The organism is Amycolatopsis sp. DSM 110486, assembly GCF_019468465.1.
In the GTDB taxonomy this organism is placed as follows: Bacteria; Actinomycetota; Actinomycetes; order Mycobacteriales; family Pseudonocardiaceae; genus Amycolatopsis.
Genome location: NZ_CP080519.1, coordinates 4,096,556 through 4,120,892, shown reverse-complemented (window position 1 = coordinate 4,120,892; position 24,337 = coordinate 4,096,556). Strand labels below are relative to the sequence as shown.

General features: G+C 70.5%; 26 protein-coding genes. 11 read left to right on the top strand and 15 right to left on the bottom strand.

Annotation, left to right across the window (positions count from 1 at the left end; genetic code table 11):
- Positions 1–48 precede the first annotated feature (48 nt).
- Positions 49–501, top strand: coding sequence for an SRPBCC family protein (locus K1T34_RS20000; RefSeq protein WP_220245755.1), 453 nt, complete (start codon positions 49–51; stop codon positions 499–501).
- A 99-nt stretch (positions 502–600) separates the two neighbouring features.
- Positions 601–1,329: a polysaccharide deacetylase family protein gene (locus tag K1T34_RS19995; RefSeq protein WP_255638777.1), complete on the top strand. Its 729-nt coding sequence runs from the start codon at positions 601–603 to the stop codon at positions 1,327–1,329.
- Between the two features lie 4 nt (positions 1,330–1,333).
- Here the strand turns inward: K1T34_RS19995 and K1T34_RS19990 are convergent, their stop codons facing one another.
- The 6 genes from K1T34_RS19990 to K1T34_RS19965 form a co-directional block, all read right to left on the bottom strand.
- Positions 1,334–3,832 (bottom strand): CHAT domain-containing protein, encoded by a 2,499-nt coding sequence (locus tag K1T34_RS19990; protein WP_255638600.1) that lies wholly within the window; start codon positions 3,830–3,832, stop codon positions 1,334–1,336.
- A 144-nt stretch (positions 3,833–3,976) separates the two neighbouring features.
- On the bottom strand, positions 3,977–4,459 hold the full coding sequence (locus K1T34_RS19985) for a carboxypeptidase regulatory-like domain-containing protein (protein ID WP_220245753.1): 483 nt from the start codon (positions 4,457–4,459) through the stop codon (positions 3,977–3,979).
- Positions 4,456–5,061: an RNA polymerase sigma factor gene (locus K1T34_RS19980; RefSeq protein WP_220245752.1), complete on the bottom strand. Its 606-nt coding sequence runs from the start codon at positions 5,059–5,061 to the stop codon at positions 4,456–4,458. Before K1T34_RS19980 ends, K1T34_RS19985 begins: the two co-directional genes overlap by 4 nt.
- 603 nt (positions 5,062–5,664) lie before the next feature.
- Positions 5,665–5,802, bottom strand: coding sequence for a hypothetical protein (locus tag K1T34_RS19975; RefSeq protein ID WP_220245751.1), 138 nt, complete (start codon positions 5,800–5,802; stop codon positions 5,665–5,667).
- Positions 5,803–5,902: 100 nt separating this feature from the next.
- The gene (locus tag K1T34_RS19970) at positions 5,903–6,670 is read right to left on the bottom strand and encodes an SGNH/GDSL hydrolase family protein (protein ID WP_220245750.1); all 768 of its coding nucleotides are present in this window, start codon (positions 6,668–6,670) and stop codon (positions 5,903–5,905) included.
- A gap of 87 nt (positions 6,671–6,757) precedes the next feature.
- Positions 6,758–7,381, bottom strand: coding sequence for an NAD(P)-dependent oxidoreductase (locus tag K1T34_RS19965; RefSeq protein ID WP_220245749.1), 624 nt, complete (start codon positions 7,379–7,381; stop codon positions 6,758–6,760).
- Positions 7,382–7,475: 94 nt separating this feature from the next.
- Here K1T34_RS19965 and K1T34_RS19960 point away from each other — a divergent pair, with 94 nt between their 5' ends.
- Entirely contained in the window at positions 7,476–8,048 is a 573-nt protein-coding gene (locus K1T34_RS19960) for a TetR/AcrR family transcriptional regulator (protein ID WP_220245748.1), read from the top strand.
- A gap of 4 nt (positions 8,049–8,052) precedes the next feature.
- Here the strand turns inward: K1T34_RS19960 and K1T34_RS19955 are convergent, their stop codons facing one another.
- Entirely contained in the window at positions 8,053–8,541 is a 489-nt protein-coding gene (locus tag K1T34_RS19955) for a GbsR/MarR family transcriptional regulator (protein ID WP_220245747.1), read from the bottom strand.
- Between the two features lie 94 nt (positions 8,542–8,635).
- Here K1T34_RS19955 and K1T34_RS19950 point away from each other — a divergent pair, with 94 nt between their 5' ends.
- Positions 8,636–9,529, top strand: coding sequence for an ABC transporter ATP-binding protein (locus K1T34_RS19950; RefSeq protein WP_220245746.1), 894 nt, complete (start codon positions 8,636–8,638; stop codon positions 9,527–9,529).
- Positions 9,526–11,154 carry an ABC transporter permease gene (locus K1T34_RS19945; protein ID WP_220245745.1) on the top strand — a complete coding sequence of 543 codons (1,629 nt, stop codon included), beginning with the start codon at positions 9,526–9,528 and terminating at the stop codon, positions 11,152–11,154. The genes K1T34_RS19950 and K1T34_RS19945 overlap by 4 nt, the downstream gene beginning before the upstream one ends.
- A gap of 1,874 nt (positions 11,155–13,028) precedes the next feature.
- Here K1T34_RS19945 and K1T34_RS19940 read toward each other — a convergent pair.
- Positions 13,029–13,589: a TetR/AcrR family transcriptional regulator gene (locus K1T34_RS19940; protein WP_220245744.1), complete on the bottom strand. Its 561-nt coding sequence runs from the start codon at positions 13,587–13,589 to the stop codon at positions 13,029–13,031.
- Between the two features lie 104 nt (positions 13,590–13,693).
- Between K1T34_RS19940 and K1T34_RS19935 the strand changes: the two genes are divergently transcribed.
- A complete protein-coding gene (locus tag K1T34_RS19935; protein ID WP_220245743.1) occupies positions 13,694–14,488 on the top strand; it encodes a nuclear transport factor 2 family protein in 795 nt (264 codons plus the stop codon).
- On the opposite strand, the gene K1T34_RS19930 is transcribed toward K1T34_RS19935, so the two are convergent.
- The 3 genes from K1T34_RS19930 to K1T34_RS19920 form a co-directional block, all read right to left on the bottom strand.
- Positions 14,454–15,239: a metal-dependent hydrolase gene (locus K1T34_RS19930; protein WP_220247302.1), complete on the bottom strand. Its 786-nt coding sequence runs from the start codon at positions 15,237–15,239 to the stop codon at positions 14,454–14,456. The two genes, K1T34_RS19935 and K1T34_RS19930, sit on opposite strands and share 35 nt — an antisense overlap.
- Positions 15,240–15,298: 59 nt before the next feature.
- Positions 15,299–15,652, bottom strand: coding sequence for an STAS domain-containing protein (locus K1T34_RS19925; RefSeq protein ID WP_220245742.1), 354 nt, complete (start codon positions 15,650–15,652; stop codon positions 15,299–15,301).
- Positions 15,653–15,909: 257 nt separating this feature from the next.
- Positions 15,910–16,218: a WhiB family transcriptional regulator gene (locus K1T34_RS19920; RefSeq protein ID WP_220245741.1), complete on the bottom strand. Its 309-nt coding sequence runs from the start codon at positions 16,216–16,218 to the stop codon at positions 15,910–15,912.
- Positions 16,219–16,369: 151 nt separating this feature from the next.
- On the opposite strand from K1T34_RS19920, the gene K1T34_RS19915 reads away from it, so the two are divergent.
- The 4 genes from K1T34_RS19915 to K1T34_RS19900 all read left to right on the top strand — a co-directional run bounded on the left by K1T34_RS19915 (position 16,370) and on the right by K1T34_RS19900 (position 19,066).
- Complete coding sequence (locus K1T34_RS19915; RefSeq protein WP_220245740.1) at positions 16,370–16,786, top strand: anti-sigma factor; 417 nt, start codon at positions 16,370–16,372, stop codon at positions 16,784–16,786.
- Positions 16,783–17,556 carry a SigB/SigF/SigG family RNA polymerase sigma factor gene (locus K1T34_RS19910; protein ID WP_220245739.1) on the top strand — a complete coding sequence of 258 codons (774 nt, stop codon included), beginning with the start codon at positions 16,783–16,785 and terminating at the stop codon, positions 17,554–17,556. Before K1T34_RS19915 ends, K1T34_RS19910 begins: the two co-directional genes overlap by 4 nt.
- 67 nt (positions 17,557–17,623) lie before the next feature.
- Positions 17,624–18,046, top strand: a complete 423-nt coding sequence (locus K1T34_RS19905; RefSeq protein WP_220245738.1) for an ATP-binding protein — start codon at positions 17,624–17,626, stop codon at positions 18,044–18,046.
- A gap of 39 nt (positions 18,047–18,085) precedes the next feature.
- Entirely contained in the window at positions 18,086–19,066 is a 981-nt protein-coding gene (locus K1T34_RS19900; protein WP_220245737.1) for an aldo/keto reductase, read from the top strand.
- Positions 19,067–19,233: 167 nt separating this feature from the next.
- On the opposite strand, the gene K1T34_RS19895 is transcribed toward K1T34_RS19900, so the two are convergent.
- The 3 genes from K1T34_RS19895 to K1T34_RS19885 all read right to left on the bottom strand — a co-directional run bounded on the left by K1T34_RS19895 (position 19,234) and on the right by K1T34_RS19885 (position 21,632).
- Complete coding sequence (locus tag K1T34_RS19895; protein WP_220245736.1) at positions 19,234–19,980, bottom strand: 3D domain-containing protein; 747 nt, start codon at positions 19,978–19,980, stop codon at positions 19,234–19,236.
- 113 nt (positions 19,981–20,093) lie between these two features.
- Positions 20,094–20,747 carry an alpha/beta fold hydrolase gene (locus K1T34_RS19890; protein ID WP_220245735.1) on the bottom strand — a complete coding sequence of 218 codons (654 nt, stop codon included), beginning with the start codon at positions 20,745–20,747 and terminating at the stop codon, positions 20,094–20,096.
- 228 nt (positions 20,748–20,975) lie between these two features.
- A complete protein-coding gene (locus tag K1T34_RS19885) occupies positions 20,976–21,632 on the bottom strand; it encodes an HNH endonuclease family protein (protein WP_220245734.1) in 657 nt (218 codons plus the stop codon).
- A 171-nt stretch (positions 21,633–21,803) separates the two neighbouring features.
- On the opposite strand from K1T34_RS19885, the gene K1T34_RS19880 reads away from it, so the two are divergent.
- Positions 21,804–22,856, top strand: a complete 1,053-nt coding sequence (locus tag K1T34_RS19880) for a tetratricopeptide repeat protein (protein WP_220245733.1) — start codon at positions 21,804–21,806, stop codon at positions 22,854–22,856.
- Positions 22,857–23,047: 191 nt separating this feature from the next.
- Here the strand turns inward: K1T34_RS19880 and K1T34_RS19875 are convergent, their stop codons facing one another.
- Positions 23,048–24,163: an ISAs1 family transposase gene (locus tag K1T34_RS19875; RefSeq protein ID WP_370643828.1), complete on the bottom strand. Its 1,116-nt coding sequence runs from the start codon at positions 24,161–24,163 to the stop codon at positions 23,048–23,050.
- Positions 24,164–24,337 lie beyond the last annotated feature (174 nt).

Here is a 24,337-nt window from a genome sequence, read left to right as displayed (position 1 = left end):
CGTCTCGGGTTAATTATCACCCTGTCAACAAGACGGAAGGGGCCGACGATGCCGGGCCGCACGTACTCGTTCGAGGTCAACCGCGTCAGTACGGCGCCGCCGGAAGTCCTGTTCCGCCTGGAAACCGAGGGTCCGCTGTGGTCGAAGTGGGGCCGGCCGCTGATCGTGCAGGCGCGCTGGGCGCGGCGGGGTGACGACGATCCCAACGGCGTCGGCGCCGTCCGCGAGGTGGGACTGTGGCCGGTGCTGCTGCGGGAGAAGACGGTGGAGTACGAGCCCGACCGGCGCCACGTCTACACCTTCGACGGCTCCGGGCCGGTGCGCGACTACCGCGCGGAGGTGTTCTTCACCCCGAACACCGCGGGCGGCACGGACCTGCGCTGGACGGGCTCGTTCACCGAGTCCGTGCCCGGAACCGGAGCTTTCGCCGCCGCTGCACTGCGCGGTGCGATCCGGATCCTTTCGGCGCAACTGGTCAAAGCGGCCGACTCCGGGCGCTGACCCGGGTGCGCTGGGCCACAGCGGTTCAACTCCAGCCGAGGTCTCGACGTCTCCCCTCGTGTGAAACGCGTGACGAAGCTGGGTTCTGCGGTGGCCGGGTTGTTCGTGGTGGCGGCTTGTTCCGCGCCGGCACCGGTTGTCGCGCCGCCGCCTAGCCAGCCGAACCCCGCGCCCGGCGCTGTGCACCCGGCGGTTCCGTCGGGGCCGTACCCGTTCGGCACGGTGCAACAGAAGGCACCCTCCATCGCCGACGGCAAGGTCGGCGTGGTCCGCCGCATCACCACCACCAAGCCGTACGTGTTCATCACCATGGACGACGGCGCCGTCAAGGATCCCTCGGCGCCGGGCCTGATCCAGCAGTCGGGCGGGCACCCGGTGCTGTTCCTGAACCAGCGCTACGTGAAGGGCCACGAGGCCTACTTCAAGTCCATTTTGGACTCGACGGGCGCGACGCTGGGCGACCACACCGTCGACCACCCGAACCTCAAGGGCAAACCGCTGGCCTACCAGCAAAAGCAGATCTGCGACGACGCCGACGACTTCCAGCACGAGCTCGGCGTGCGCCCGGTGTTGTTCCGCCCGCCGTTCGGCAACTACGACCAGAACACCCTGCACGCCGCCCAGCTCTGCGGCATGCGCGTCGCCGTGCTGTGGTCCGCCGCGGTGAACGACGGCCATGTCCAGTTCCAGGTCGGCGACAAGCTCCGCCCTGGCGACATCGTGCTGATGCACTTCCGCAAGACGTTCAAGGAAGACTACGAAGCTTTTCTGGCGCAGGCGAAGAAGGACGGCCTGACGCCGGTGCCGCTGGCGGATTTCCTGGGCTAGTTCTTCAGCCCGCGCCCAGGCACACGAAGGGCCGCCGCAGCGGGTCCACGGCGATGGCCTCCGCCAGAGCCAGCGCGGGCGGCGCGCCGTCGGCCAGCCGCCGGTGCAGGTCGGCCATCGTGTCCGCCGCCGCGCGGTCGCCGACGCGGGCGACGGCGCCGATGACCGTGCGGGAGCCGCTGGCCAGCAGCGTGCCGGCGAAGCCGAGGGCTTCTTCGCCCGGGCGGATGTGGCTCATGGCCAGTTCGCAGGCCGCGAGGACGACGCGTTCGGGCGGGTTCGCGAGGCGTGAGGTCTCGTGGGCGAAGAGCGGGCCGTCGACGAGTTCGAGGCGGGAGAACAACGCGTTGGCCGGCTCGTGGGCACCGTGGGCGACGAGGTGGGCCAGGCGGGTGCCATCGAGGGCGGCGAGGACGGCGGAGCTGGTGGCATCGGAGCCGTCGACGAGGCGGGCGTCCGGGTAGACCGAGCGGAGTTTGCTCACCTCACCGACCGCGCCGGGCACGCCGGGGCCGCCGGCGAGCAGCACGGCGCCGGCGTCGGTGGCACGTTTGGCGGTGATCCACGCGGTGGCCGACGGCGCGATGGACACCGCGTGGCCACGCAGCGACGGCAGCGCACCCCACGGCATCGCGTACAGCTGTCCGATGGGGACGATCACGAGCTCGCGATCGTCGAGCGTCTTGACCAGCGACGCGGAGATCAGCGCGTCGAGCTTGTCCGCGCGCCGGACGGCGGAAGCCGCCACCGTCTCGGCCAGCATCGGCGGCAGGTGGTCAGGCGCCAGCGCGTCGAGGTCGGCGTGCAGCTGCTTCGCCGTCTCCACGATGTCCTCGTACGGCCCGAGCTTCAGCAGCCGGAACGACCCGCGGTCGACGACCACCGAGTACAGCTGCCCGTTGTAGGGCACCAGGCTCACGAGCACGCGGTCGCCGAGCTGCTCCACGACCTCGTCCGGCGTGGCGACCGGCCGCGGCCGGCCCCACGGGCTCGTGTACCAGCCGAGCCGGCTCGCTTCGTGCTGCAGCGCGGAATATCGCTGCTCCAGCGCCTTCACAGGCTCGCCCTCGGCCCGGGCGCGCTGGATCGAGCGCTGCAGGTGCCGCATCTCCGTGATGTGCTTCGACAGCACGGGATCCTCGATCACGGGCAGCGGCTCGTAGCGGTAGACCTGCGCGCGCGTGCGCTCCAGCCACGCGAACATGCGGCGCGCACCTGCGGCGTTGTTGCGGGCGCGGCGCAGCACGAGCCGCATCGCGAGCCGGCCCAGCTCTTCGCCGTGCACGGCCGTGCCGCACACCAGGTCGAGCCCGCCCATGCGGTCGCGGATCATGCCCAGCTCGCGAAGGCCGGCGCGCGCCTGCGCGAGCGCGGACCGCGGCCGACCCGTGGCCACGGCCAGCTCCGCGCGGCACAGCCGGAACAGCATCCGGTGGTCGATCGGCGCCGTCTCGCGCGGCTTCGGCACGCCGGCCAGCACTTTCGCGGCCTCGTCGAACTCCTCGCGCCGCAACAGGAGCCGCACGGCGAGCAACCGCGCCACAGCCGCCTCGTCCCGCACCCCCAGCGCAGACAGGCGTTCGGCCAGCGCCACGAGGTCGGCCGGCAGCCGCGCGGTCGACCGGGCGTCGCGGGTGCTGAGGATCTTGTGGGCGTCGGCGCGGAACCGGGCGAGGCCGGCGATCTCGGCCCACGTCGTGTTGCCGCGGCGCAGGAACCGGCGCCGCGCATCGGATGCGAACTTGCGCGCCAGCGCGAAGTCGCCTTCCAGCAGCGCGGCGGCGGCGCGGGCGACTTCGGCCTCGGCGATGTGCTGGCCCGACCCGTTCGCGCGCAGCTGGGGCAGCGCCTCGTCGAGGTGGCGCGCCGCTTCCTCACCGAGACCCGCGGTGAGCAGCGCCCGGGCCTGGTCGAGCCGCACCACCGCCAGCGAACCGGGTGACTCTTCCTCGAAGAAGTCGACGAAGATCCGGGCTGCCTCTTCGTAGTGGAACAACGCTTGCGGGACGTCCCCGAGCAATTGGGCGTGATCACCGAGGTTCTGCCGGATCTTGCCCTCGAGCCGCGGCTGGCCGAGCGCGAGTGACAACTCGAGCGCGCGCACCAGGTCCGCCTGCGCCGCGGCCGGCTGGTTCAGCGCCATGTGCACAAGCGCGCGGTTGTTGAGCGTGCGCAAGAACAGCAGCTGATCACCGACTTCGAGCTGCGGCATCACGGTGTCGTAGAGCACGAGCGCTTCCGCGAACCGGCCCGCGCGCATCACCACGACAGCCCGCTGGAGGTTGACGATCAACCCGAGCTCGGCACGCGTCTCGCCCGCGGGCAGGCGTTGCCGCGCCGTCTCCGCCGCCGCCAGGCGTGCGAGACCGGCCTCGGTCGACGTCACCTCGGCGTCCGCCGCGCCCAGGCTGATGAGAACCCGGACCTGGATCTCCAGCGAAGCCGGAGCTTCACCACGCGAGACGCGGTTCAGTGCGCGCCGGAACAAGCGCACAGCGACCACGGGCCGCTGGTCGAACGAGGCCGCTCGGCCCCGCGCGTACAAGTCGGACGCCTCCGCGATCACTCGATCGGAAAGAGACGACGGCGCGGACACGCGCTCTATCTGAGCACACTCACGTGACACGCCGTAACGCCCGTCCGGGTTCTAGAGCACGACCGTGGGAGTCACGACGGTCCGGCGGCGCGGTCCCTCACCGAGGTGCACCAGGATCTGCGTGGTCCCGCACGGCACGTTCTCGAGCACGAACCGGCCGCCCTCGTCGGCGACGGTGGAGAACGTGCCCTCGTCGGCCACGCGCATCTCCACCTCGTACTCGCCGGCGGGCGCGAGCCAGCCGTCGATCCGGTGCAGCTTGCCGATGCGAGTGAGGTTGATCATCACCGTCAGGTCGCTGACCGTGAACGTGATCGTGCCCGTGGCCGTGCTGCGGACGCCGGCGAGCTCGCCGGCACGCTCCCAGCGCGCGATCTCGACGTCGAGGTTCTCCAGTTCGAGCGCGAACTGGACCCGCTGTACCAGGTCGTCCGGCGGCGGGTCCAGCTCGTCGAGGAAACGGCCTAGGTCGGCAAGCAGCGTCTCGTCGTCAGGCAGAGCGCTGCCACTTCCCGGCACGCCGATGTCGTTCATCGGCCACCCCCTTCTCCTGCGAGGAGATCGCGCATCGTGTCGAGGCAACGACCCCTGGTGGGTCCGATGCTGCCGCGTGGCATCCGCATCGCGTCGGCCACCGCCTGGTATTCGGCGCGGCCGGCGAGAACAGTGAGGCGAAGCAGTTCCTGGCAGCGGGTGGGCAGCCGGAGGAAGGCGCGCCAGACCCGTCGGTCGTTGTCGGCACGCACGGCTTCGTCTTCGGGCGCGGGATGGGTGCTTTCGAGGTTCTCGGCGACCTCGTCGCTCAACGGCACCGGCTGGACGCGGCGCCCGTACGGGTGGGCTGCTTCGCGTCTCGCGGTGGTGATCAGCCAGGCGGCCAGCGCGCGCGGATCGCGCAGCTTCTCCAGCTGGCTGAACAGAGCGAGCCACACGGTCTGCACGACGTCCTCGGCGACCTGGCGGTTCAGCCCGTTCGCGCGCGCGACGTGCCAGACGAGCGGCGTCAGCTCGTCGACGAGTTTCGCCATCGCCCGCCGGTCACCGCCCCGCGCCGCCTCCATGCAGGCAGCGTGCAGGTCGACGCCGGTCAGGCCTTCCCATGGCGGGTCTACCTCGGTGGTTTGCACGTCGGTCACCGTATCTGCCTCGCTCGCGAGGCGCGTTGCGTTCGGCGGCGGTGTCGTGGGTCTGTCTCGGGGGCCTTCTCGGGGAAGGAGCAGACAGGAAGGGTTGGGATACATCGGGTCACTTACTCGGGTAGTGGGCCGGTGTGGTGGGTCGTCTGTGGATCGGTGGGTCGCGGTGCTGTGGATCGGTGGGTCACGGTCGGGTTCTCGGTGGTCCGGTTATCCGCGGGCCGGCCTGGTGGGCCGGTCCTCGGTCGCCCGGTTTCGGTGAGCCGGCGTGGTGCACCGGTTCCCGTCCTCGTGGTCCGCGGTGGCGGACCGGCTCGTCGTGGACCGTTCTGGTCCTCCGGCCGGGTCGGTCACCCGATCCGGTGGACCGGCGCTGGTCGTCATGGTCGGCGTTTGTGCTGAGCCGGCTCCCCCTGTGGCCCGTCCCAGCCAAAGCGACTTCGTGCACCGACCGGCGCGGGCGTGCACCCGCACCGGCCGGCGCTCCCCTCCCTCTTCTACGGGTCCGCTCCCCATCGGACCCGGCCGGACGGCTCCTCCCCTGAACCCGCCCGGCAGACGGCGTCCGGCAGCCCCCTCGGCCCCCGGGCGCCGCCCGTCTCGCTACTTCGCGGTGGTCGGCTCGTCGTAGGGCTCGTGGGCACCGTCGGGCTGCGTGGTGCCGCCGCCGTGGGGCGGCTTGCCGATCGTCACCGGCGGGACGGTGGTCGGCGTGTTCTCTTCGGCGGATTCGGCAGGCATCTGGGTCTCCCTTTTCCCTCGGCTGCCCCATAGGACGCAACAAGGGTCCACCCAGATACACGGAGAGCGAAGATTTCTGGGAACTTTTCGTCTCCGCTGGTCAGATGGGCTGGCGCGGCTCCCTCGGATGCGGAACCACCGTGACCCCCGGTAGGGCGGCGGCCACCGCCTCGGCCACGTCGGGCGCCAGCACCGCGGCCCAGTCGCGGTACCCGACCGGCCCCGGGTGGAAGCGGTCCTCGGCGAACGTGCCCTCGTGCAGGAGGTCGGGCGTCATCGCCGAGTACGTGACGCCCGGCAGCCGTGCGAGCTCGGCCGCCGCCGTGTCCAACGCCGTCGAGCGCGCGGACAGCGCGTCCCGCAGCGGCCGTGGCAACGACGGGAAGCTCGCCATCGGCGGCACCCCGGCCAGGACCACCGGCACCGGCCCCAGCCGTCGCCGCACGTCGACGACCACCCCGAGCAGGTCGCGCCGGAACCGCGCGGCCGAGTGCAGCTCGAGGGTGTCGTTCACCCCCAGCGCGACCACCACGACGTCAGCCGGCGCCAGCCGCGCGATCAGCGAGCTCCGGACCACGGCGGCGGTCGCCCCCGTCAGGCCGACCGCCTGCCAGCGCACCCGCAGACCTCGGCGCGCGAGCTCGTTCGCGAGCTGCCCGGTGAGGCCGTCGGCGTGCGCGGGCACTCCGACGCCGTCCACGGTGGACTCCCCGAGCACGGCGAGCCGGACCACCGGACCGTCGCCGGTGCCGCCCTCGGCGGGGCCGCCGGCGCCGGGCAGGCGTGGGGTGCCGCGGCGGACGCGCAGCGCTTGCACCGCGAGGACCGGGGCCAGCGCGGCGAAAAGGAAGAACCGGAGGAGAGCCATGCCACCGACCTTAAACACGATCACCGACCGTCCCGGCCAATCCGGCCGAGTTGTCCACAGCCAGAGCGAGTTGTGGACAACTGCCCCTCAACCGCGCGCGATCCCGACGGTTTCCCCGATCAACGCCGTATCCTCCGCCGCGTCGAGCAGGAACGTCGCAACGTCGGCGCGCGAAATGACGAAGCCGCCACGCAACGCGCCGTGCTTGCTGAAGCGCACGCGGCCCGTGGCCGGACCGTCGGTGAGCCGAGGCGGACGCACGATCGTCCACCGCAGGTCGCTGGCCCGGATCGCCGACTCCATCACGCGCAGATCGTCGAAACCGTTGCGCAGCAACGCACCCAGGATGGGCTTGACCACGAACCGCGTGAACGGGTCGTCGCCCTCGGTCGTCAGGCCGATCGCGCTCACGGCGACGAACCGCGTGGCCCCCGCCGCCGCGATCACGGCCCGCGCGCCGTCGGCGTTCACCGTGGTCGGACGGCGGTCGCGCGCCCCGAGCGCCAGCACGATCGCGTCGCGCCCCTGCAACGCCTCGGCCAGCGAAGGGTCGTCCAGCGCGTGCACCGCGACGTCCAGCCGCGGATGGCTCGCGACGTGCAGCCGCTCGGGCGACCGGACCACCGCCGTCACGTACCAGCCCCGGCCCAGCGCCTCCCGCACGGCCAGCGTGCCGATCCGCCCACTCGCGCCGAGAACGGTGATCTTCATGGCAGCTCCTCCTCGAACCCCAGGGGTGAGTGTTCACTCACCAGGTAGGGTGAGTGAACACTCACCACGCTGAGAACGTCCTCAGGGAGCACCGTTGGGAAGCCGTCAGGACCTCGTCGCCGCAGCCGCCAAGGTCATGCGAGAGCAGGGCTACGCACACGCGACCACCAAGGCCATCGCGCAGGCCGCGGGTTATTCGGAAGCCTTGCTGTACAAGCACTTCCGCGACAAGACGGCGTTGTTCCTCGCCGTGCTGAGCGAGGAAATGCCGGCGCTGGGCGCCACGGCCGCGCGCCTCACGCGCCACGCCGCGGACGCGTCGCTCGAACAGAACCTGACCGAGCTCGCCGGCACCGCACTCGAGTTCTACCGGGCGAGCTTCCCGATTTCGGTCTCGATCTTCTCGTCGCGCGACCTGCTGCGCACCCACCGCGCCGCACTCGACAGCGGACACGGCCCCGACCAGCCGATCGTCCTGGTGGAGACGTACCTGCGGGCCGAAGCCGCACTCGGCCGCATCCCCGCCCACACCGACCTCGACGCGGCCGCGCGCCTGCTGCTCGGCGCGTGCTTCCAGCAGGCCTTCCTGGACTCCTTCGAAGACACCGACAGCGGCAACGCCGTCGCGGCCCGCCTGGCGAAGACCGTGATCGCCGGGCTCCGGTGAACCGTCAGGCTTCCGCGGCCCGCCGCTTCGCCCGCTCCTCGTGCCACCGGTCGTAGAGGTTCGTGATCTCTTTCAGCGCGAACGACAGGAAATCCTGCATCTCCGCCAGCCGCTTGCCGGCCGGCGTGTCCGCGCCCAGCGCGTCGATGCCTTCCTCGGCCGCGTCGCGCCACATGGTCAGGAACCGGTCGCGCTTGAGGAACGTGGCGTACCAAAGGTCGTCGTAGAGCCGGTAGTGGTCACGGCGCTCCCCCGGCTCGCGGACCTTCGTCACGAGCCCCACCTGCTCCAGGTACCGCACGGCACCGGAAACAGCCGCGGGGCTCACCGACAGCTGCGACGCCAGATCGGCGGCCGTGAGCTGACCTTCGTCGGTCGTCATCAGGGCCGCGAAGACGCGGGCGGCCATGCGCTGCATCCCGATCTGCGACAGCACGAGGCCCAGGCTCTCGACGTACCGGCGGACGGCGTCCTCGTCTCGCTGCGTCGTCATCCGTCCATCCTCTCGCACGCCCCAGGCCATGATCACTAGATCCAGACATTTTCTTAACTTCACAACTTCGTGAAACAAGTGTAGCTTCCGAAACATGGGAAACGCCATCTCGATCTCCGGCCTTCACAAGTCGTTCGGCGCGGCGAAGGCCCTAGACGGCCTCGATCTCCAGGTTCCCGTGGGGGAAGTCCACGGTTTTCTCGGCCCGAACGGCGCCGGGAAGTCCACCACCGTCCGAGTTCTGCTCGGGCTGCTGCACGCCGACGCCGGCGAGGTCAGCCTGCTCGACGGCGACCCGTGGCGCGACGCGGCGAGCCTGCACCACCGCCTCGCCTACGTGCCCGGCGACGTCAACCTCTGGCCCAACCTGTCGGGCGGCGAGGTGATCGACCTGCTCGGGCGCCTGCGCGGCGGGCTCGACCAGCGCCGGCGCAAGGACCTCATCGAGCGGTTCGACCTCGATCCGCGCAAGAAGGGCCGCACGTACTCGAAGGGCAACCGGCAGAAGGTCGCCATCGTGGCCGCGCTCGCGTCCACTGTGGACCTGCTGATCCTCGACGAGCCGACCTCGGGCCTCGACCCGCTCATGGAGTCGGTGTTCCAGGAGTGCATCCAGGAGGAACGCGCGCAGGGCCGCACCGTGCTGCTGTCGAGCCACATCCTTGCGGAGGTGGAAGCGTTGTGCGACAAGGTGAGCATCATCCGCAACGGCCGCACCGTCGAGTCCGGCACGCTCGCCGAGCTGCGCCACCTCACCCGCACTTCGATCACCGCGGAGCTGGCCGGCCCACCCAACGGCCTGGCCAAGCTCGCCGACATCCACGACCTCGAGGTCACCGGCAACCGCGTGCGCTTCGACGTCGAGACGCGGTCACTCGACGACGCGTTGCGCCAGCTCACGCAGGTCGGCGTGCGCAGCCTGGTGAGCCAGCCGCCGACGCTGGAGGAGCTCTTCCTGCGCCACTACACCGAAGGGGCCGGGAAATGACCGCGACCCTCACGAGGGCGCCGGCCACGAACACGGCACTCGTCGGCACCTGGCACCTCACGCGGCTGGCGCTGCGGCGCGACCGCGTGATCGTGGCGATCTGGATCGTGCTGCTCAGCATCGTCCCGGCCGCCACGGTGTCGAGCTACGACCAGTTCTACCCCGACGCCGCCAGCCGCGCGGCGCTCACCGCGGGCGCCCTGGCCAACCCGTCGTTCTCCCTCCTCTACGGCCCGGCCTTCGACCTCACGACGGCGGGCGGTTTCATCGCGTGGCGCATGGGCGGGTTCCTCGCGCTGCTCATCGGGCTGATGGCCGTCTTCACGGTCACGCGCCACACTCGCGCCGAGGAGGACTCGGGCCGTGCGGAGCTGCTGGCGTCCACTGTGGTCGGTCGCTACGCGGCACTGACGGCGGCCGTCCTCGTGTCCGGCGCGGCGAGCGTGCTGATCGGCGTGATCCAGGTCGGCACCATGATCAGCGCGAAGTTGCCGGCCGACGGCGCGCTCGCCTTCGGCGCGGGCACGGCGCTGGCGGGCCTGGTGTTCACGGGCGTCGCGGCGGTGGCCGTGCAGCTCGCCGAGTACTCGCGTACGGCCAACGGCATCGGCACCGCCGTGATCGGCATCGCCTTCCTGCTGCGCGGCGCGGGCGACTCGACGTCCGACGCCCACTGGCTCTCGTGGCTCTCGCCGATCGGCTGGTCGCAGCAGGTGCGCCCCTTCGCGGGCGAACGCTGGTGGGTGCTGCTGCTGCCCGTCGCGGCGACACTGGTGCTCGGCGCCGCCGGCTACGCCCTCCTGCCGCGACGCGACGTCGGCACCGGCTTGGTGCCGCCTCGTCCGGGGCCCGCGGGTGGTGCGCCTTCACTGCGCACGCCGTTCGCGCTGGCGTGGCGACTGCAACGCGGCCCCCTGCTCGGCTGGGTCGTCGGCTTCGCCGTCGGCGGCGCGCTGTTCGGCTCCATCGCGAGCGGCATCTCCGGCCTCGTCGGCGACACCGAGCAGACGCGCCAGATCTTCGAGCGCCTCGGCGGTTCCGACGCGATCGTCGACGCGTTCCTCGCGACGATGGTGAGCCTGTTCGCCATGCTCAGCGCGCTGTACGGCGTGCAGGCGACGCTGCGGATGCGCACCGAGGAAACGGGCATGCGTTTCGAACCGCTCCTCGCCACCCGCGTCGGCCGCCTCCGGCTGGCCGCGAGCCACCTCGTGTTCGCCTACGCCGGGACGGCGCTGCTGGTGCTCGTCGGCGGGGTGCTGCTGGGCATTTCGCACGGCCTGCGATCCGGCGATGTCGGCGGTTCCGTGGCCGACATGCTGACGGCCGTGCTGGTGCAGGTACCGGCGACGTGGGTGATCGTTTCGGTGTGCACGCTACTTTTCGGGCTGCTGCCGCGATTCACCGGGCTTGCCTGGGCCGCGGGCGCGCTGGGGCTGCTGATCAGCCTGTTCGGGCCGGTGGTGAACGCGCCGCAGGCGGTGCTGGACGTTTCGCCGTTCCAGCACCCGCCGAAGCTCCCGGGCGCCGCATTCACGGCGACGCCGATCGTGTGGCTGCTGGTGGTCGCGGTGGTGTGCCTGATGGCTGGGCTCTTCGGCTGGCGCCGACGGGACGTGGGTTAGCGAACGGTCCCGTCGGGCCCCACGACCAGGCGGGCTTGGACTCCCGGTTCGCCGCACTGGCTCGCTCGGGGCGCCTGGGGGTGGACGGTCGTTCGCCGGGGTTCGCCGCCGTCGAACACGACCTTGACGTCAACGGGCGCGGCGGGCAGTCCGGGGATCTCGACGAACCCGTACCGCCCGCCGGTCGGCACGGCCGATGCTGCGCAGGCGGTCGGGGTGCAGGTGGTGGGGCCGGGGGTGGTTGTTTGTCGGAGCTCCACCTGGCGATGGGTGCACTGGGTGGCCCAGCACGCGGTCACTTCGGCTCGGCTGAACTGCCCTGCCGGCACGTCGATGGCCAACCCTGCGGGCGCCGCGACCGCGGGGCACGTCGGCGGTGGTGGGCTGCAGGCGGTGAGGCCGAGCAGGAGAACGGCGGCGGCTAGGTGTCTTCGCACGTCAGCCAGACGTGCGGTACCGGCCGGCTGGTTGCATCCACCACTGCGGCGACGCGACGTTCGGCGCGATGGCCGACGTCGGCCCCAACGACGTCGGCGACCCCGACCCCGTCACCGGCGCCGGCGGCTCGCGGGTTACGGAGACCGTCGACGTCGTCGTGCTCGGCGGCGGCGGAGGTTCCGACATCGACTGCGACTGCGACTGCGGCTGCGTGACCGTCACCGGGGGTGGCGGCTGGCCCGTCACCGTCACCGTGACCGGTTGCGCGGGTGGCGGCGACGACGGAACGGACGAATCGGCCGGACGGGTCGGTGAGTTCCCGGCCACGAGGAGTGCCGCCACAAGCAGACCGACGGCAAAGCCCGCCAGCCCGGTTACGACGACAGAACCCCAGGTCGGAGCCGTGTTGGACAAACCGGCACCTCCCTCGCCGAGCCGACGCGCGGGTACGAGGAGTAGTCGCGTTGATCTTATGCGCCGTTACAGACTGTGCAAGTTGAGCTGGTTTAACTCAAGTTTGTGATCAGGTGGCATCGAGCCTCAGATTCGAGGTGCTCGGAGAGGTGTCCCGGCTGGCCTGGCCAGGAGCAAACGTTGTTCAGTACCACCGGGTTTTGCCGATTTCGTCTCGCCACCGGCGCTGCCCCTCGCGACCCTGCCGCTCTGACGGCACTCGCACCGGCACCGCGGCTCTTCACCGCCGCCGCAGCGCCCCGCTCGACGCTCGCCAAATGCCTTTTGCGAGGCGCTCACCAGGCAAAACCCCCGCCCTCCCAAGGGGGGCGTCCCATCTCCATTCTACCGGCCGGTGCTGACAGGACCGTTGAAAAGCTGCGCAGAGGGCCGAGTTGTCCACAACTCGGGGTCACTGTGGATAACTCGGGCGATCGCGAGGGGAACCTCGGCGGGTTACGGGGAAAAGGTCACAGAGAGTCGAGGGCGCAGGGGTCGAGGTTGGATGCGGCGCAGCGACCACAGGCGTTGGGTGACTAAGGAAACGATGGCCGGGGTCCGGTTCCGCCTGACCAGAGAGGCCGCGGGCGGATCTCGCCTGGCCAGAGTCGCGAGGGCCCGGGCCCGCCCTGGTCGGGCGGGGATCCAGGTGAACCCCCAGCCGGGGCGTGGCCCGGGTTCACCTGCCGCAATGCCGCCAAGCAGGAATGCGGTGGAAGACCCTGCGACCCAAAGGGCCCGCGGCCGGCGCCTGCCTCCTGATCCGCGCGGCGCAACCAAGGCGCGCACTCTCGTCACTCCACGATCCGAAATCGCCAAAAGCTGTAAAAGGCAACGAGATCGCCCGCGCTGCTCGGCATGGTCGCGAGGCTGTTCCACTCGATGCCCATGACTCCTCAGTCATGACCTCGGACTCCCGCCGGTCGCGATTGCGCCACTGAGCCTCACCGGCGGATCCGGCCTGACTTTACCACTGCGGAACCTCAGGAACCCGCCGAACCAACCGCACGAAGGCCGTCAAGCAGAACACGAACCAGATGATGACTACCCGGCGAATACCGCTCCACCGCCAAAGCCCCGACGATCAGCGCACGCAGGTCATCCCCATCGAGATCAGTGCGAACCGCTCCCACCGCCTGTGCGCGTTCGAGCAGGGCGGCGAGGTTCGTGCGGAACTCGGTGCCGATCTCCGCCTTGTACGCGGAGCCCGTGGTGGCGCCCAGTGCTTCGCAGATCGCGCGGTTGAGGGAGGCCTGCTTGATGACGCGCGCGAAGTAGTCGTAGAACGCCGCGCCCGGGTCTTCGGCGTCGGCGAGTTCGCGGGCCTCCAAGGCGAACTGCTCCAGGCGCTCCAGCACCACGGCCTGGAACAGCGCCTCCTTGCTGGGGAAATGCCGATAAACAGTGCCTGCGCCGACGCCCGCGAGCCGCGCGATGTCGTCGAGGGGCACGGCCAGCCCGTCGGCCGCGAAGGCCTCCTCGGCGGCAGCCAGCACCCGCGCCCGGTTGCGGCGCGCGTCGGCGCGCAACAGTGGCTTGTCCACGGGCGTCCTCCTCGATCTCGTTGACAACCGGAGCGCTCACTCCGTATCGTGGGAACCGGGTGCACCGTTCCGATTCAACCCTATTCTTCCTCGGAGAAGTCCTGATGAGCCGAACCGTGTCCGAAATCTCGCAGCTCTTCGTCCGCAGCATGCAGACGCTCGACCCTGGGCCGCTCGCCGACGTCTTCGCCGCCGAAGCCGTGTACGAGCTCCCCTTTCACGGCCACCGCGTCGAAGGCCGGGAAGCGATCCTGGCGACGCTCGGCGACGGCGCCGTCCGAGCCCGTGCGCTCGGGCTGGACTCCGTGCGGGTCGGCATCCGCGAACTGGCCGACGGGTTCGTCGCGGAGCTCACCGTCGAGGGCCGCAATCCGCATACCGGTGAGAGCTATGGGTTTCCGTCGTCGGTCGGGCTGGTGACCGTCCACAATGGAGAGATCCTGGCGTACCGCGACTTCCCCAACACCGCGGCGGCGCACACCATGACCGGCGCTGCGACAGTGTTCCAGCGATTCCTGGACGCGTCCGTGGAGAACCGCTGGGACGACCTCGCCGACCTCTACGCCGAGGACGTCGTGCTGGAAATGCCCTTCACGCCGGCCGGAGTGCCGCGCCTGACGCACGGGCGCGAAGAGCTGCGCCGCCGGTTCCGCGCCGCGGGCGCAGTGCGCCGGATGACCAAGGCGGACAACGTCGTCGTGCACGAAACCACCGACCCGGCCGTGCTTGTCACGGAGTTCGACCTCCACGGCGAGTTCGGTGGCGAAGGGTTCGTCTCGTCGTACGTCATGGTGCTGACCATCCGCGACGGCAAGATCGCCCACACCCGCGACTACGCCGACACCGCCGCGGCGGCGAAGCGGATCACTGCGTCGCAGTCTGCGCCGCCGGTGGGCTGAAAAGCCGTTCGGCCGTCGAGGTCGTCCAGCCCCACACGCCGGGCACCAGAAGCACTCCCACAACGACGAAAATGGGGAACACCAACCGCGTCTCCACCTTCTTGCCCGTCCGCAGCCGGAAAACCTTCGGTGGCCGGATTTCGTACCAGGTCTCGCCCGCGATGGGCAGGGGGAAGAGGAACGGACAGCCGGACTCTGTCAGCGAGTCGCCGAGGCAGTGCACGAAACACCCGGCCGCCACGGCGATCCCGAGCCAGCCCGAGATCTGCTGCAGCTGCGCGGCATGGTCGGGCGGCGCGGTGAAGTACCACCACAGGATGGCGCCGACGCTGATCGGCAAGAGCCAGTCGCCCAAGGCGCCCTCGGCGAGCAACAGCCCGAAGACCACGACGCCGAACACCGCCCACGGGCCGCCGGCTGCGGTGCCCGCCGACGTTGCCAAGCCGAGGCCCGCGGCGAAGAGCACGGTGTGCGACAGGTGGCGGTGCTTGCCAGTCACCTTCTCGTCGCGGGGACCCTTCGTCAGGGCGTACACGGCAGACGAAACGCGGCGCAGGAGCCACGACAACGCGCCCGTCAGCCAGCCGAGGAGACGGGACGCGCTGGCGCCGGGGTGGTCGAGGTCGGGGAGCAACGCAAAGCCGGCCGTGGTGGCGGCGAAGACCGCCGCCTGGTGCAACGAACCGGCGCCGACCGCGGGCGCGAGGGCGAGGCCCGCGCACCAGCCGGTCATGGCGTGGGTGCGCCCCATCATCGTGGATCTCCCCCAGGTCGCGAGCGGAATTCAGGTCCGCGCGACCGTATCGGGGATCAGGCGGGCGGTTCCTCCGACACGCTCAGGTGTTCGGCCACTCCCGTGAGCTCGATGACGCGGCTCACAGCCGAGCTGGGGACCACCGCGAGCTCGACGTCCTGCTCACGGGCCTGCCGCTGGGCGTGCAGGACCACGTTCAACGCCGAGGAGTCGAAGAAGGTCACCCCGGTCAGGTCGGCCACCACGCGCTGCGAGCTCTTGTCCGCGATCAACCCGGCAAGGGCTTCCTGCAGCTGCGGGCTGGTGAGCAGGTCGAGCTCACCGTTGACCACCACCCGCGGCTCGGCGGCCTCGGTGTCCAGCGTGATGCCGAACCCGGGAGGGGTGGCGTTCTGGTCGGCTGCGGGCATGCAGTTTCTCCTCGTCAGGCGCTGCTGCTGCTGCGCCGGTACGCGCCTGTATCTCAAGCGGCAACCGTTCACGGTTCCAGGCATCTGGAAAGTCCAACCCTAACCCAGTGGGTGACTGCCGCCGCGTCGGCCGCCACTGTCCCGGACAACGGCACGGGCGGGCAAGAGCCGGACGGCGGCATGGTCATTCCGACGAACGGCCGCGCGCACAGCGACCCGCGTGCCGGCGGGGCACGCGGGGCAGGTTCGGGGCTGGGTCAGGCGGACAGCGGGTCGCGCTTGGCGGCGCGGCGTTCACGCATGAACAGCTCACGGCGCTCGATCTCGCCGAGGCCGCCCCAGATGCCGTACGGCTCCTGTACGGTCAGAGCGTGCTTACGGCACTGCGCCAGCACGGGGCAGGTCTGGCAGATCGCCTTCGCGCGCGACTCACGACGCTCGCGTGCGGACCCACGCTCGTTGTCGGTGTGGAAGAACAGACTGCTGTCCGCGCCACGGCAGGAACCTTGCAGCTGCCACTCCCACTCCTCGGCGACCACGTTGGGCAGCCGGCTCACGTCAGCCATCTCGTCCCCACCTTTCCCGGGATCAGCACTTCGACCGCTACATGCCCGCCGGTCGCGCGAATCAAACCCGGGTTTGGTTTGCTCACACCCCGGGCATGAGCAGACCGGGCAGCACAGCACACGGCCGAGTGAGCCGGAGAGAGGACCGCACGTGGAGGACAACGCCCCGCTCGATCGGGAGGACGCCCAGCTCATCGAGGTGCGGACGGCGGCCATCCCGCACGTGGTGCCCACGCTGCGCACGATCGTCGCGGACATCGCGATGCGCCAGGACTTCGACCTCGACGCGGTGGAAGACCTGCGGATGGCGGTGGACGAGGCTTGCTCGATGCTCCTGCCGTCCGCGGCCGACGGCAAGCTGACCTGCGTCTTCTCCTGGATCGAGGGGCGCATCGAGGTCACCGTGTCGGTGGTCGCCGACACCCCGGACCACGGTGACGACACCGGTCTGTCCTGGCAGCTGCTCACGGCGCTGGCCACGTCGGCGCGACGCACGGTGACCCCGGCCGACGGCCGGTACCTCTCCCGGGTTCAGCTCGTCCGGGAGAGTGAGGTGGCGCGCCCGTGACCACCCCCGCCGAAGGCGACGAGACCGATGTGGCGTCGCTGTTCGACGAGTTGGCCCAGCTGCCCGAAGGCTCCCCGCGCCGCGAGGAGATCAGGGACAGACTGGTGCGCGAGCACCTGGAGCTCGCCCGCAACCTCGCGCGGAAGTTCCGCAACCGCGACGAGGCCATGGACGACCTGGTGCAGATCGCGACGGTCGGCCTGATCCACGCCGTCGACCGCTACGACCCGACGCAGGGCACCGACTTCCTGGCGTTCGCCGTCCCCACCATTTCGGGTGAACTGCGTCACCACTTCCGGGACAACAGCTGGTCGGTGCGGGTGCCGCGGCGGCTGAAGGAGCTCAACGCGTCCATCTCCGCCACGCGCGAGGAGCTCACCGTGCGGCTCTCGCGCGCGCCGCGCCCGAGTGAGATCGCGCAGCACCTCGGCGTGCCGATGGAGGACGTCTACGAAGGCCTGCGCGCCGGCCAGGGCCGCTACGGCGCTTCGCTGGACAACCTGCTGGAGAACTCCGCGCACACGCGCTTCGGCGCGCCCGACGCGAACCTCAGCCAGGCGGAGCTGCGCGAGGCGCTGCGGCCCATGTTGGAGAGCCTGCCGGAGCGGGAGCGCAAGATCGTCGCGCTGCGGTTCGGGTCGGGGATGAGCCAGTCGGACATCGCCCGCCGCGTGGGCGTTTCGCAGATGCAGGTGTCGCGCCTGCTCGCGTCGACGCTGAAGAAACTGCGCGCGGGACTGGTCGAGACGGACATCACCGAGGGCACCTGATTCGGGGTCCCCCCGCTTGGGTAGTAAGCCGGTGCGAGTAACGGACAGGTCGGGAGGTGTGGAAGCCATGACGACGTCGAAGATGCCGACGCGAGGCACCACGACACCCGCCACCGTGCGCCTGGCGCTCCCGGACGACGTCACCGCGCCCACGATCGCCCGCCACGCGGTCCGCGCCAAGCTCGATGAGCTGGCGGTGGGCTGCGAATGGCGGGACGACATTCTGCTGGCGACGTCCGAGCTGGTGACCAACGCGTTCGAGCACGGTGAGCGGCCGGATCGGCTGGAGCTGCGGCTGTCGGAGGGACGGCTGGTGGTCTGCGTCTTCGACGCCGGCCAGGAGGTGCCGCGCCTCAAGGAGCCCTCCCCGGAGGCGGCGCGCAGCCGGGGGCTGCAGCTGGTCCACGTGCTGTCGCAGGAGTGGGGCTACGAGCCGTGCGTGGGCGGGAAGTACGTCTGGGCAGCGTTCGCAGTGGGACCGGTCGCGTGAGTGCCCGCGGTTGATCAGGGTCCGCTTAGGATCGCTTGTATGGAGACTCGCAAGATCACCCGGCTGGGGCGTGAGGTGTCCGCCGTCGGCCTCGGGTGCTGGCAGCTCGGCGCCGACTGGGGCACCGTCGACGAAACCGAGGCCATGGGCGTGCTGCACGCGGCGGCCGACGAGGGCGTCACGTTCTTCGACACCGCCGACGTCTACGGCGACGGCCGCAGCGAGACGCTGGTCGGCCGCTTCCGCCAGGAGCGTGGTGACGGCGTGTTCGTGGCCACGAAGATGGGCCGCCGCGCCGAGCAGGTGCCGGAGAACTACGTCGAGAAGAACTTCCGCGAGTGGAACGACCGGTCCCGCCGGAACCTCGGGATGGACACGCTGGATCTCGTCCAGCTCCACTGCCCGCCGACCGCCGTGTACTCGTCGGACGCCGTGTATGACGCGTTGGACCGGATGGTCGACGAGGGCCGGATCAAGGCTTACGGCGTCAGCGTCGAGACGTGCGACGAGGCGTTGACGGCGCTTTCGCGGCCGAATGTCGCTTCGGTTCAGATCATCCTGAACGGCCTGCGGCTCAAGCCGCTGGAGCGCGTGCTGCCGACGGCGGTGGAGACGGGCGCCGGGATCATCGCGCGGGTGCCGCTGGCGTCGGGTCTGCTGTCCGGGCGCTACACGGCCGCGACGACGTTCGGGACCGACGACCACCGCAACTTCAACCGCCACGGTGAGGCGTTCGACGTCGGCGAGACCTTCTCGGGGGTGCCGTTCGAGGTCGGGCTGGAGGCCGTGGAGCGCCTGCGCGGGCTGGTGCCGGAGGGGCAGACGCTGGCGCAGTTCGCGCTGCGCTGGATTCTGGATCAGCTGGGGGTTTCCGTGGTGATCCCGGGTGCGCGCAACGCGGAGCAGGCGCGGGGGAACACGGTTGCGGCCGGGCTGGCCCCGCTGCCGGAAGAAGCGGCGGCCGGGGTGCGGGCCACGTATGACGAGCTGATCCGGCCGTTGGTGCACGACAAGTGGTGACGGGGTTCGGCTGCGCCTGGTAACGATCCGCCGTGGGGCGGGATTGTCGCTTCAAAAGCCTTGCGCGACAACGCTTCTCAGTATTGCCAGTCGGCTGAAGGTCCGTGAAGGGCACCTTGAGGGAACCTGTCCCTGAAGGTGCCCTTCACCGCTCTACTTGACCGGCCTTATTCGACAGTGAGCGTCAGCCGTTGCACTCCCCAGTCGTTGGCCTGGTTGCCGGGCAGCCAGACGTCGAGGATGTCGTCCTTGATCCAGCTGCCGATGTCGGCCGCGTAGCAGTGGCCGTAGCCAGGGACGGAAATCCTGGTGCCCCAAGGGATGTTGCGGGCGTCGACGGCGCAGAAGCCCGGGCCTGCCTGGTAGCCGAGGGCGGTTTGGGCGACGTCGTTGTAGGCGGTGACGCGGTAGTTGAGCGTGGTGCCCTTGGCGAGGGCGTAGGGGGCCAGCTGACCTGACGAGCCCACGCGGTACGCGGTGGAGATCTGGCCGAGCGAGCCGGGCGAGTTGTCCTCGGCGGTCATGGCGTAGAGCTGGTAGTTGGCGTTCTGGCAGGGGCTCGCGTCGGTGACCTGGAGCGTCGGCTGGCCCCAGTCGCTGATCCACTGCAGGGCCTGGCCGTTGCGGAACGCGCGGTACGCCTTGGCACCCGGCACGCGGGAGAACGTGAAGGTGACCTTGCCGTCGCCGCCGAGGCCGCCGGAGACGCCGGTGGGCGCGGGCAGGCGGTTGCTCACGTTGACCGCGCCGACGAGGGAGCCCGGGCCGTGGCCGCCGGAGACGGGTCGGTCGGGGATCGGGCCGGTGTAGAAGTGCTGGCACGCGGGCAAAGTCGCGGCGCTGGCCGTCGCGACGGGGACGGTGACGAGCGCGCCGAGCGCGAGCACGGCGGCGCTGAGGGCTCTGAGTTTCACTTTCGGAACCTCCAGTGGGGACCGGGGTGGAGGAACCGTGCACGGGAGACCGACGTTAGGGATCGCCGGGCCAGCCCGTCAATAGGTCTGGACCATTTGGCGGCGGCCTGGTGTCAGAGCGTGGCGAAATACCGCTCGAGCCGCTCGGCCAGCTCAACCGGACGGCTCAACGCGACGCCGTGGGACCCGTCGATCTCGTCGGCCTCGAAGCCGAGCCGCTCACGCGCGACGCGCCGCTGCAGCTCGGGCGAGAAGAACTTGTCGTCGCGGCAGAGAAGCACGCGCGTGGGGATGTCGGGCAGCCGCGCGTCGGGCCACGGGTCGTCCCACTCCGCGCTGAGCTGGTCGCGGCTGCGGGTCAAGGCTTCGGCCGCCAGCTCGGGTGGAACGTCGCCGAGGTAGGTCTCCGTCTCGGTGAGGCCCGAGTCAGGGCCTTCGAACCCGACGTTGCCCCACCACTGCCCCGGCGCCTCCCCGGGCGCAGGAACCATGCCGGCGAGGAAGACGAGCAACCGCGCGTTTTCCAGCCTCGCCGCGGCCAAGGGAGCGGTGAATCCGCCGTAGGAATGCCCGACCACGACGATGTCCGGCTTCCCCTCGACCGCCGCGGTGGCCGTGGCCGCGAAGTCCGCCAGCTTCGCCTCGGGGTTCCCGATCGGCAGGTCCGGGGCGACGGCTTCGTGGCCGCGCCACCGCAGCTCGTCGACGACGAGGTGCCAGTCCCAGCCGCTGCCACCACCGCCGTGGATGAGGAGGAAGGTCGCCATGCCGGGGACAGTAACCGAGCGGTCTGACAATTCCGACCGGCGCGACGTCGGCTACGGGTCCGAATCCGTCCGGAAGCCAAGGTACGCAGCGTGCGGGAGGTGGACTTCGCCCTCTCCGGCTCGGCCGGGTCAGCCGAGGACCATGGCGAGCCTGTTGCGCCCGTCGGCGTCGTCAGGCGCCAGCTCGACGCACCTCGTCAACGGCGCGGAGGGGTCCCGTGGCGGAGATCAGCTCGCCGCCGGGCAGCGGCGCAGCATGTCCTGCAGCGCCGCCTTCTCCCCCGTCGTGATGGTGAGGCCGTAGAAGTGCTTCACGGTCACCCAGTCCGTGGCGTAGGTGCACCAGAACGACACCAGCGGCGGCTTCCACTCGTCGGGTGCCTTGTCACTCTTCTGCTGGTTGAGGTTGTCCGTCACGGCGAACAGCTGGGGGCGCGTGAGGTCGTTGGCGAACTGTTCGCGTTTGTCCTGGGGCCAGTCGCGCGCGCCGCTGGCCCAGGCCTGGCCGAGGGGCACCATGTGGTCGATGTCGACGTCGCCGGGTTTGGTCCAGGTCTCGGCGTCGTAGACGCTGAACCAGGTGCCGGACGTCGGGTTGCAGTCGGTGCCGGCCTTGACGTCCTTGCCGTCGCGCTTGAGCACGAGCTCGCGCGTGTTGCAGTTGTGCCCCTGGTTGTCCCAGTGCGGGAATTTGTCACGGGAGTAGCCGGACATCGACGCGCGCGGCGCGATTTTCAGCTCCGCCAGCTGCTGCGTGACGTCGGCGGGCGCGGCACCCGTGGACTCGGCGCCGCTTTGCCGTCCGGCGTACCAGATCCCGGCGACAGCCACCACGAGAACCACGACGACCAGCAGAATCCGCTGGGTGGGAAACGTCCGGGCCATGCGCGCGTGATCCTCTCGACGGGTTCGGGAGGCGGCAGTATGCCCGGCGCGAGGCCCGTGACCGCGCCGACACTCTCAGCTGCGCGCGAACCGTGTCCGGGACCACGGTGTCACGTCCGCGGCGCGCCGAGCGACTACCGAGGTGAGGACAGGCGGAAGGGAGCGTGGCCGATGAGCGGGCGGCTGCGGAAGTGGAACTCGCGCGTCGACGACTACCTGCAGCGCAAGGCCGCGGAAGGCGGCAACGTCGTCGCGATGACACGCCTCGGAGCGGCGCTGCGAGAACGGGGCGAGGCAGCGGAGGCCGAGACGTGGTTCCGCCGCGCCGCGGCCGGCGGCGACCGCATCGCGATGACCGCGTTGGCGAACCTCCTGGCCGAGCGCGGCGTGCTCGACGAGGCCGAACGCTGGTACCACGAGGCCGCCCACGCCGGCGAGCCGCGCGGGATGCTGGGGCTCGGGCGCGCGTACGAACGGCGCGGCCGCGTCGAGGACGCCGAGTACTGGTTCCACGAGGCCGCCGTGACCGGTGACGTCGAGGCGATGGGCGCGCTTGGGCACCTGCTCGCCGAACGCGGCCGCTACGACGAGGCCGAGGACTGGTGCCGCCGCGCCGCGAGCGCGGGCAACACGTCCGCGATGATCGACGTCGGCATCGTCATGCGCGAACGCGGCCGCTACAGCGAGGCCACGCGCTGGTGGCGCGAGGCCCTCGCCGACGGCGACCTCTCGGCGACATGCCTGCTCGGCCGCCAGTCCGAACGCTTCGGCAAGGTCCAGGACGCCGAATCCTGGTACCGCCAGGGCGCGACCTCCGGCAACGTCGAGGCCACCGTCCGCCTGGGCCTGCTCCTGCACCGCCGCGGCGACGTCGACGAGGCCGAAGCCTGGTACCTCGACGCGGCCGAAGCCGGCGACGCCGCCGCGATGACCAACCTCGGCGTCCTGGCCCGCAACCGCGGCGACGAGGGCGAAGCCGCGGCCTGGTACCGCAAGGCGGCGGAGCACGGGAGCATTCCGGCCCTGACGAACCTCGGGCACCTCGCGGAGGCGCGCGACGAGCTGGCGAAGGCGGAACGGTTCTTCCGCGCGGCGGCAGAGACCGGGGATGTGCAGGGGATGTTGAGCTTGGCCCGGATGCTGCAGGCGCGCGGGGCGGTGGAGGAGGCGGATACGTGGTTGTCGCGGGCGGAGGAGTCTCAGGGGGAGCATGACCGCGCTTGACGACGGGTTCGGGGACCGGCTGGGCACGAGGCCTTGTTGAGCCGCCGGACAGAGCCACACAGCCGCCGGACGGAAACACACAGCCGCCGGGAAGAGACGCTCAGCCGCGGAGCGGAGACACGCAGTCGCCTGGGCAGAGACACACAGCCCCCGCCCTCCCAGGCAGGGTTCCGGCAAAGTCGTTGTGGTGTTTAGGGGTGGATGCCGAGCAGGGTGAGTGGGCGGGTGGTGTCTCGGGTCATGTGGCGTAGTCCTGCGGCGATGTTGGTCCAGCCTGTGTGGCGGAGTGCGCTGGTGGCGAGGTTGCGGAGGGTGGCCATGACGCGGGGTGCGGTGCCGGTGCGGGCTCGGGATGCGTCTTCTTGGTAGGTGACGTCGCGGGTCCAGTGGAGTTTGTTTTCGATGTGCCAGTGGTTGCGGACGTAGGCTCCGATGTGGGCAGGGTGGGCCCAGGTGGCGGTGATGTTGGTGATGCCCAGGGCGGTGTGGGCGGTGTGTTTTCCGCTGGTGTGGTGGGTGGTGTAGCGCTCGATGAGGAACGCGTGGGTGGCGTGGGGGAAATCGATCGCGGGGTAGTCGAGGAAGTCACCGAGGGGCGCGAGCTGGGTGGTGCGGCGTTCGCTGCGGCCGTGTCCGCGTTCTTCGGTGACGTGGGTGGGGATGTCGTGCCAGGGCAGGGTGTCGAGCAGGGTGTAGAGGCGCTGCTGGTTCTGTTTGACGGTGAATACGTAGTAGGCGCCGCGGGCGTGGAGGTAGCGGGCGTGGGCGGTGGTGGTGTGCAGGGCGTCGGCGGTGACGACCCGCCCGGTCAGGCCGATGGTGTCCAGCAGTGTGGGGAACCAGGTGATTTCGCTGGCCCCGGCCGGGACTTGGCGTTGCCCGAGCACGATGGCGTTGTCGTGGGTGATGGCGGCGAGCAGGTGCACTCCGGCGCCGCCGGTGCGGGCGAAGGTGCCGCGCAGGGATTTCCCGTCCACCGCGATCGCCGGTGGCAGGGTGTCGGGGCCGGGCTGGGCGGGATCGTGGTCGGCCAGCCAGGCACTGATCACGTCGTCGAGGATGTCGCCGTCGAGGCGGCCGGCCACTCGTCGCAGCGTGGCTTCATCCGGTGCCACATACCGGTCCGCGCGTGAATCGAAGCGTGTTCCCAGTAGCGCCAGCACGTGTTGCGGTGCGTCGGCGGCCCATTCCCCGATCGCGGTGAACGATCGTGCCCCGGCCGCCACCGCAACCGCGGTCAGCGCCAGAATCGATTCGATTGAATGCCGCACCCCCCGCCGATGCCGCGGGTCCGGCACCCTGGCCAGGTGTTTGCGCAGGTCACCCGGCCATCCAGGAGCAGCGTCCACCGTGATGAGCGGGGTCAGACGATCAAACACAGCAGGGATCAGGCACGATGACGCAGCGGGCACGGCTCTCTCACACGATCATGGGACCTAGACAATCACATGATCACCAAGAGCCGTGCCCGCCCTGCACCC

Coding starts and splice junctions, on each gene's coding strand:
- K1T34_RS19945 (WP_220245745.1), top strand. CDS start 9,526: ATGACCGCGACCCTCACGAGGGCGCCGGCCACGAACACGGCACTCGTC.
- K1T34_RS19930 (WP_220247302.1), bottom strand. CDS start 15,239: ATGGGGCGCACCCACGCCATGACCGGCTGGTGCGCGGGCCTCGCCCTC.
- K1T34_RS19955 (WP_220245747.1), bottom strand. CDS start 8,541: ATGACGACGCAGCGAGACGAGGACGCCGTCCGCCGGTACGTCGAGAGC.
- K1T34_RS19970 (WP_220245750.1), bottom strand. CDS start 6,670: ATGGCTCTCCTCCGGTTCTTCCTTTTCGCCGCGCTGGCCCCGGTCCTC.
- K1T34_RS19975 (WP_220245751.1), bottom strand. CDS start 5,802: ATGCCTGCCGAATCCGCCGAAGAGAACACGCCGACCACCGTCCCGCCG.
- K1T34_RS19920 (WP_220245741.1), bottom strand. CDS start 16,218: ATGGCTGACGTGAGCCGGCTGCCCAACGTGGTCGCCGAGGAGTGGGAG.
- K1T34_RS19925 (WP_220245742.1), bottom strand. CDS start 15,652: ATGCCCGCAGCCGACCAGAACGCCACCCCTCCCGGGTTCGGCATCACG.
- K1T34_RS19950 (WP_220245746.1), top strand. CDS start 8,636: ATGGGAAACGCCATCTCGATCTCCGGCCTTCACAAGTCGTTCGGCGCG.
- K1T34_RS19885 (WP_220245734.1), bottom strand. CDS start 21,632: ATGGCCCGGACGTTTCCCACCCAGCGGATTCTGCTGGTCGTCGTGGTT.
- K1T34_RS19935 (WP_220245743.1), top strand. CDS start 13,694: ATGAGCCGAACCGTGTCCGAAATCTCGCAGCTCTTCGTCCGCAGCATG.
- K1T34_RS19890 (WP_220245735.1), bottom strand. CDS start 20,747: ATGGCGACCTTCCTCCTCATCCACGGCGGTGGTGGCAGCGGCTGGGAC.
- K1T34_RS19965 (WP_220245749.1), bottom strand. CDS start 7,381: ATGAAGATCACCGTTCTCGGCGCGAGTGGGCGGATCGGCACGCTGGCC.
- K1T34_RS19985 (WP_220245753.1), bottom strand. CDS start 4,459: ATGAACGACATCGGCGTGCCGGGAAGTGGCAGCGCTCTGCCTGACGAC.
- K1T34_RS19900 (WP_220245737.1), top strand. CDS start 18,086: ATGGAGACTCGCAAGATCACCCGGCTGGGGCGTGAGGTGTCCGCCGTC.
- K1T34_RS19880 (WP_220245733.1), top strand. CDS start 21,804: ATGAGCGGGCGGCTGCGGAAGTGGAACTCGCGCGTCGACGACTACCTG.
- K1T34_RS20000 (WP_220245755.1), top strand. CDS start 49: ATGCCGGGCCGCACGTACTCGTTCGAGGTCAACCGCGTCAGTACGGCG.
- K1T34_RS19905 (WP_220245738.1), top strand. CDS start 17,624: ATGACGACGTCGAAGATGCCGACGCGAGGCACCACGACACCCGCCACC.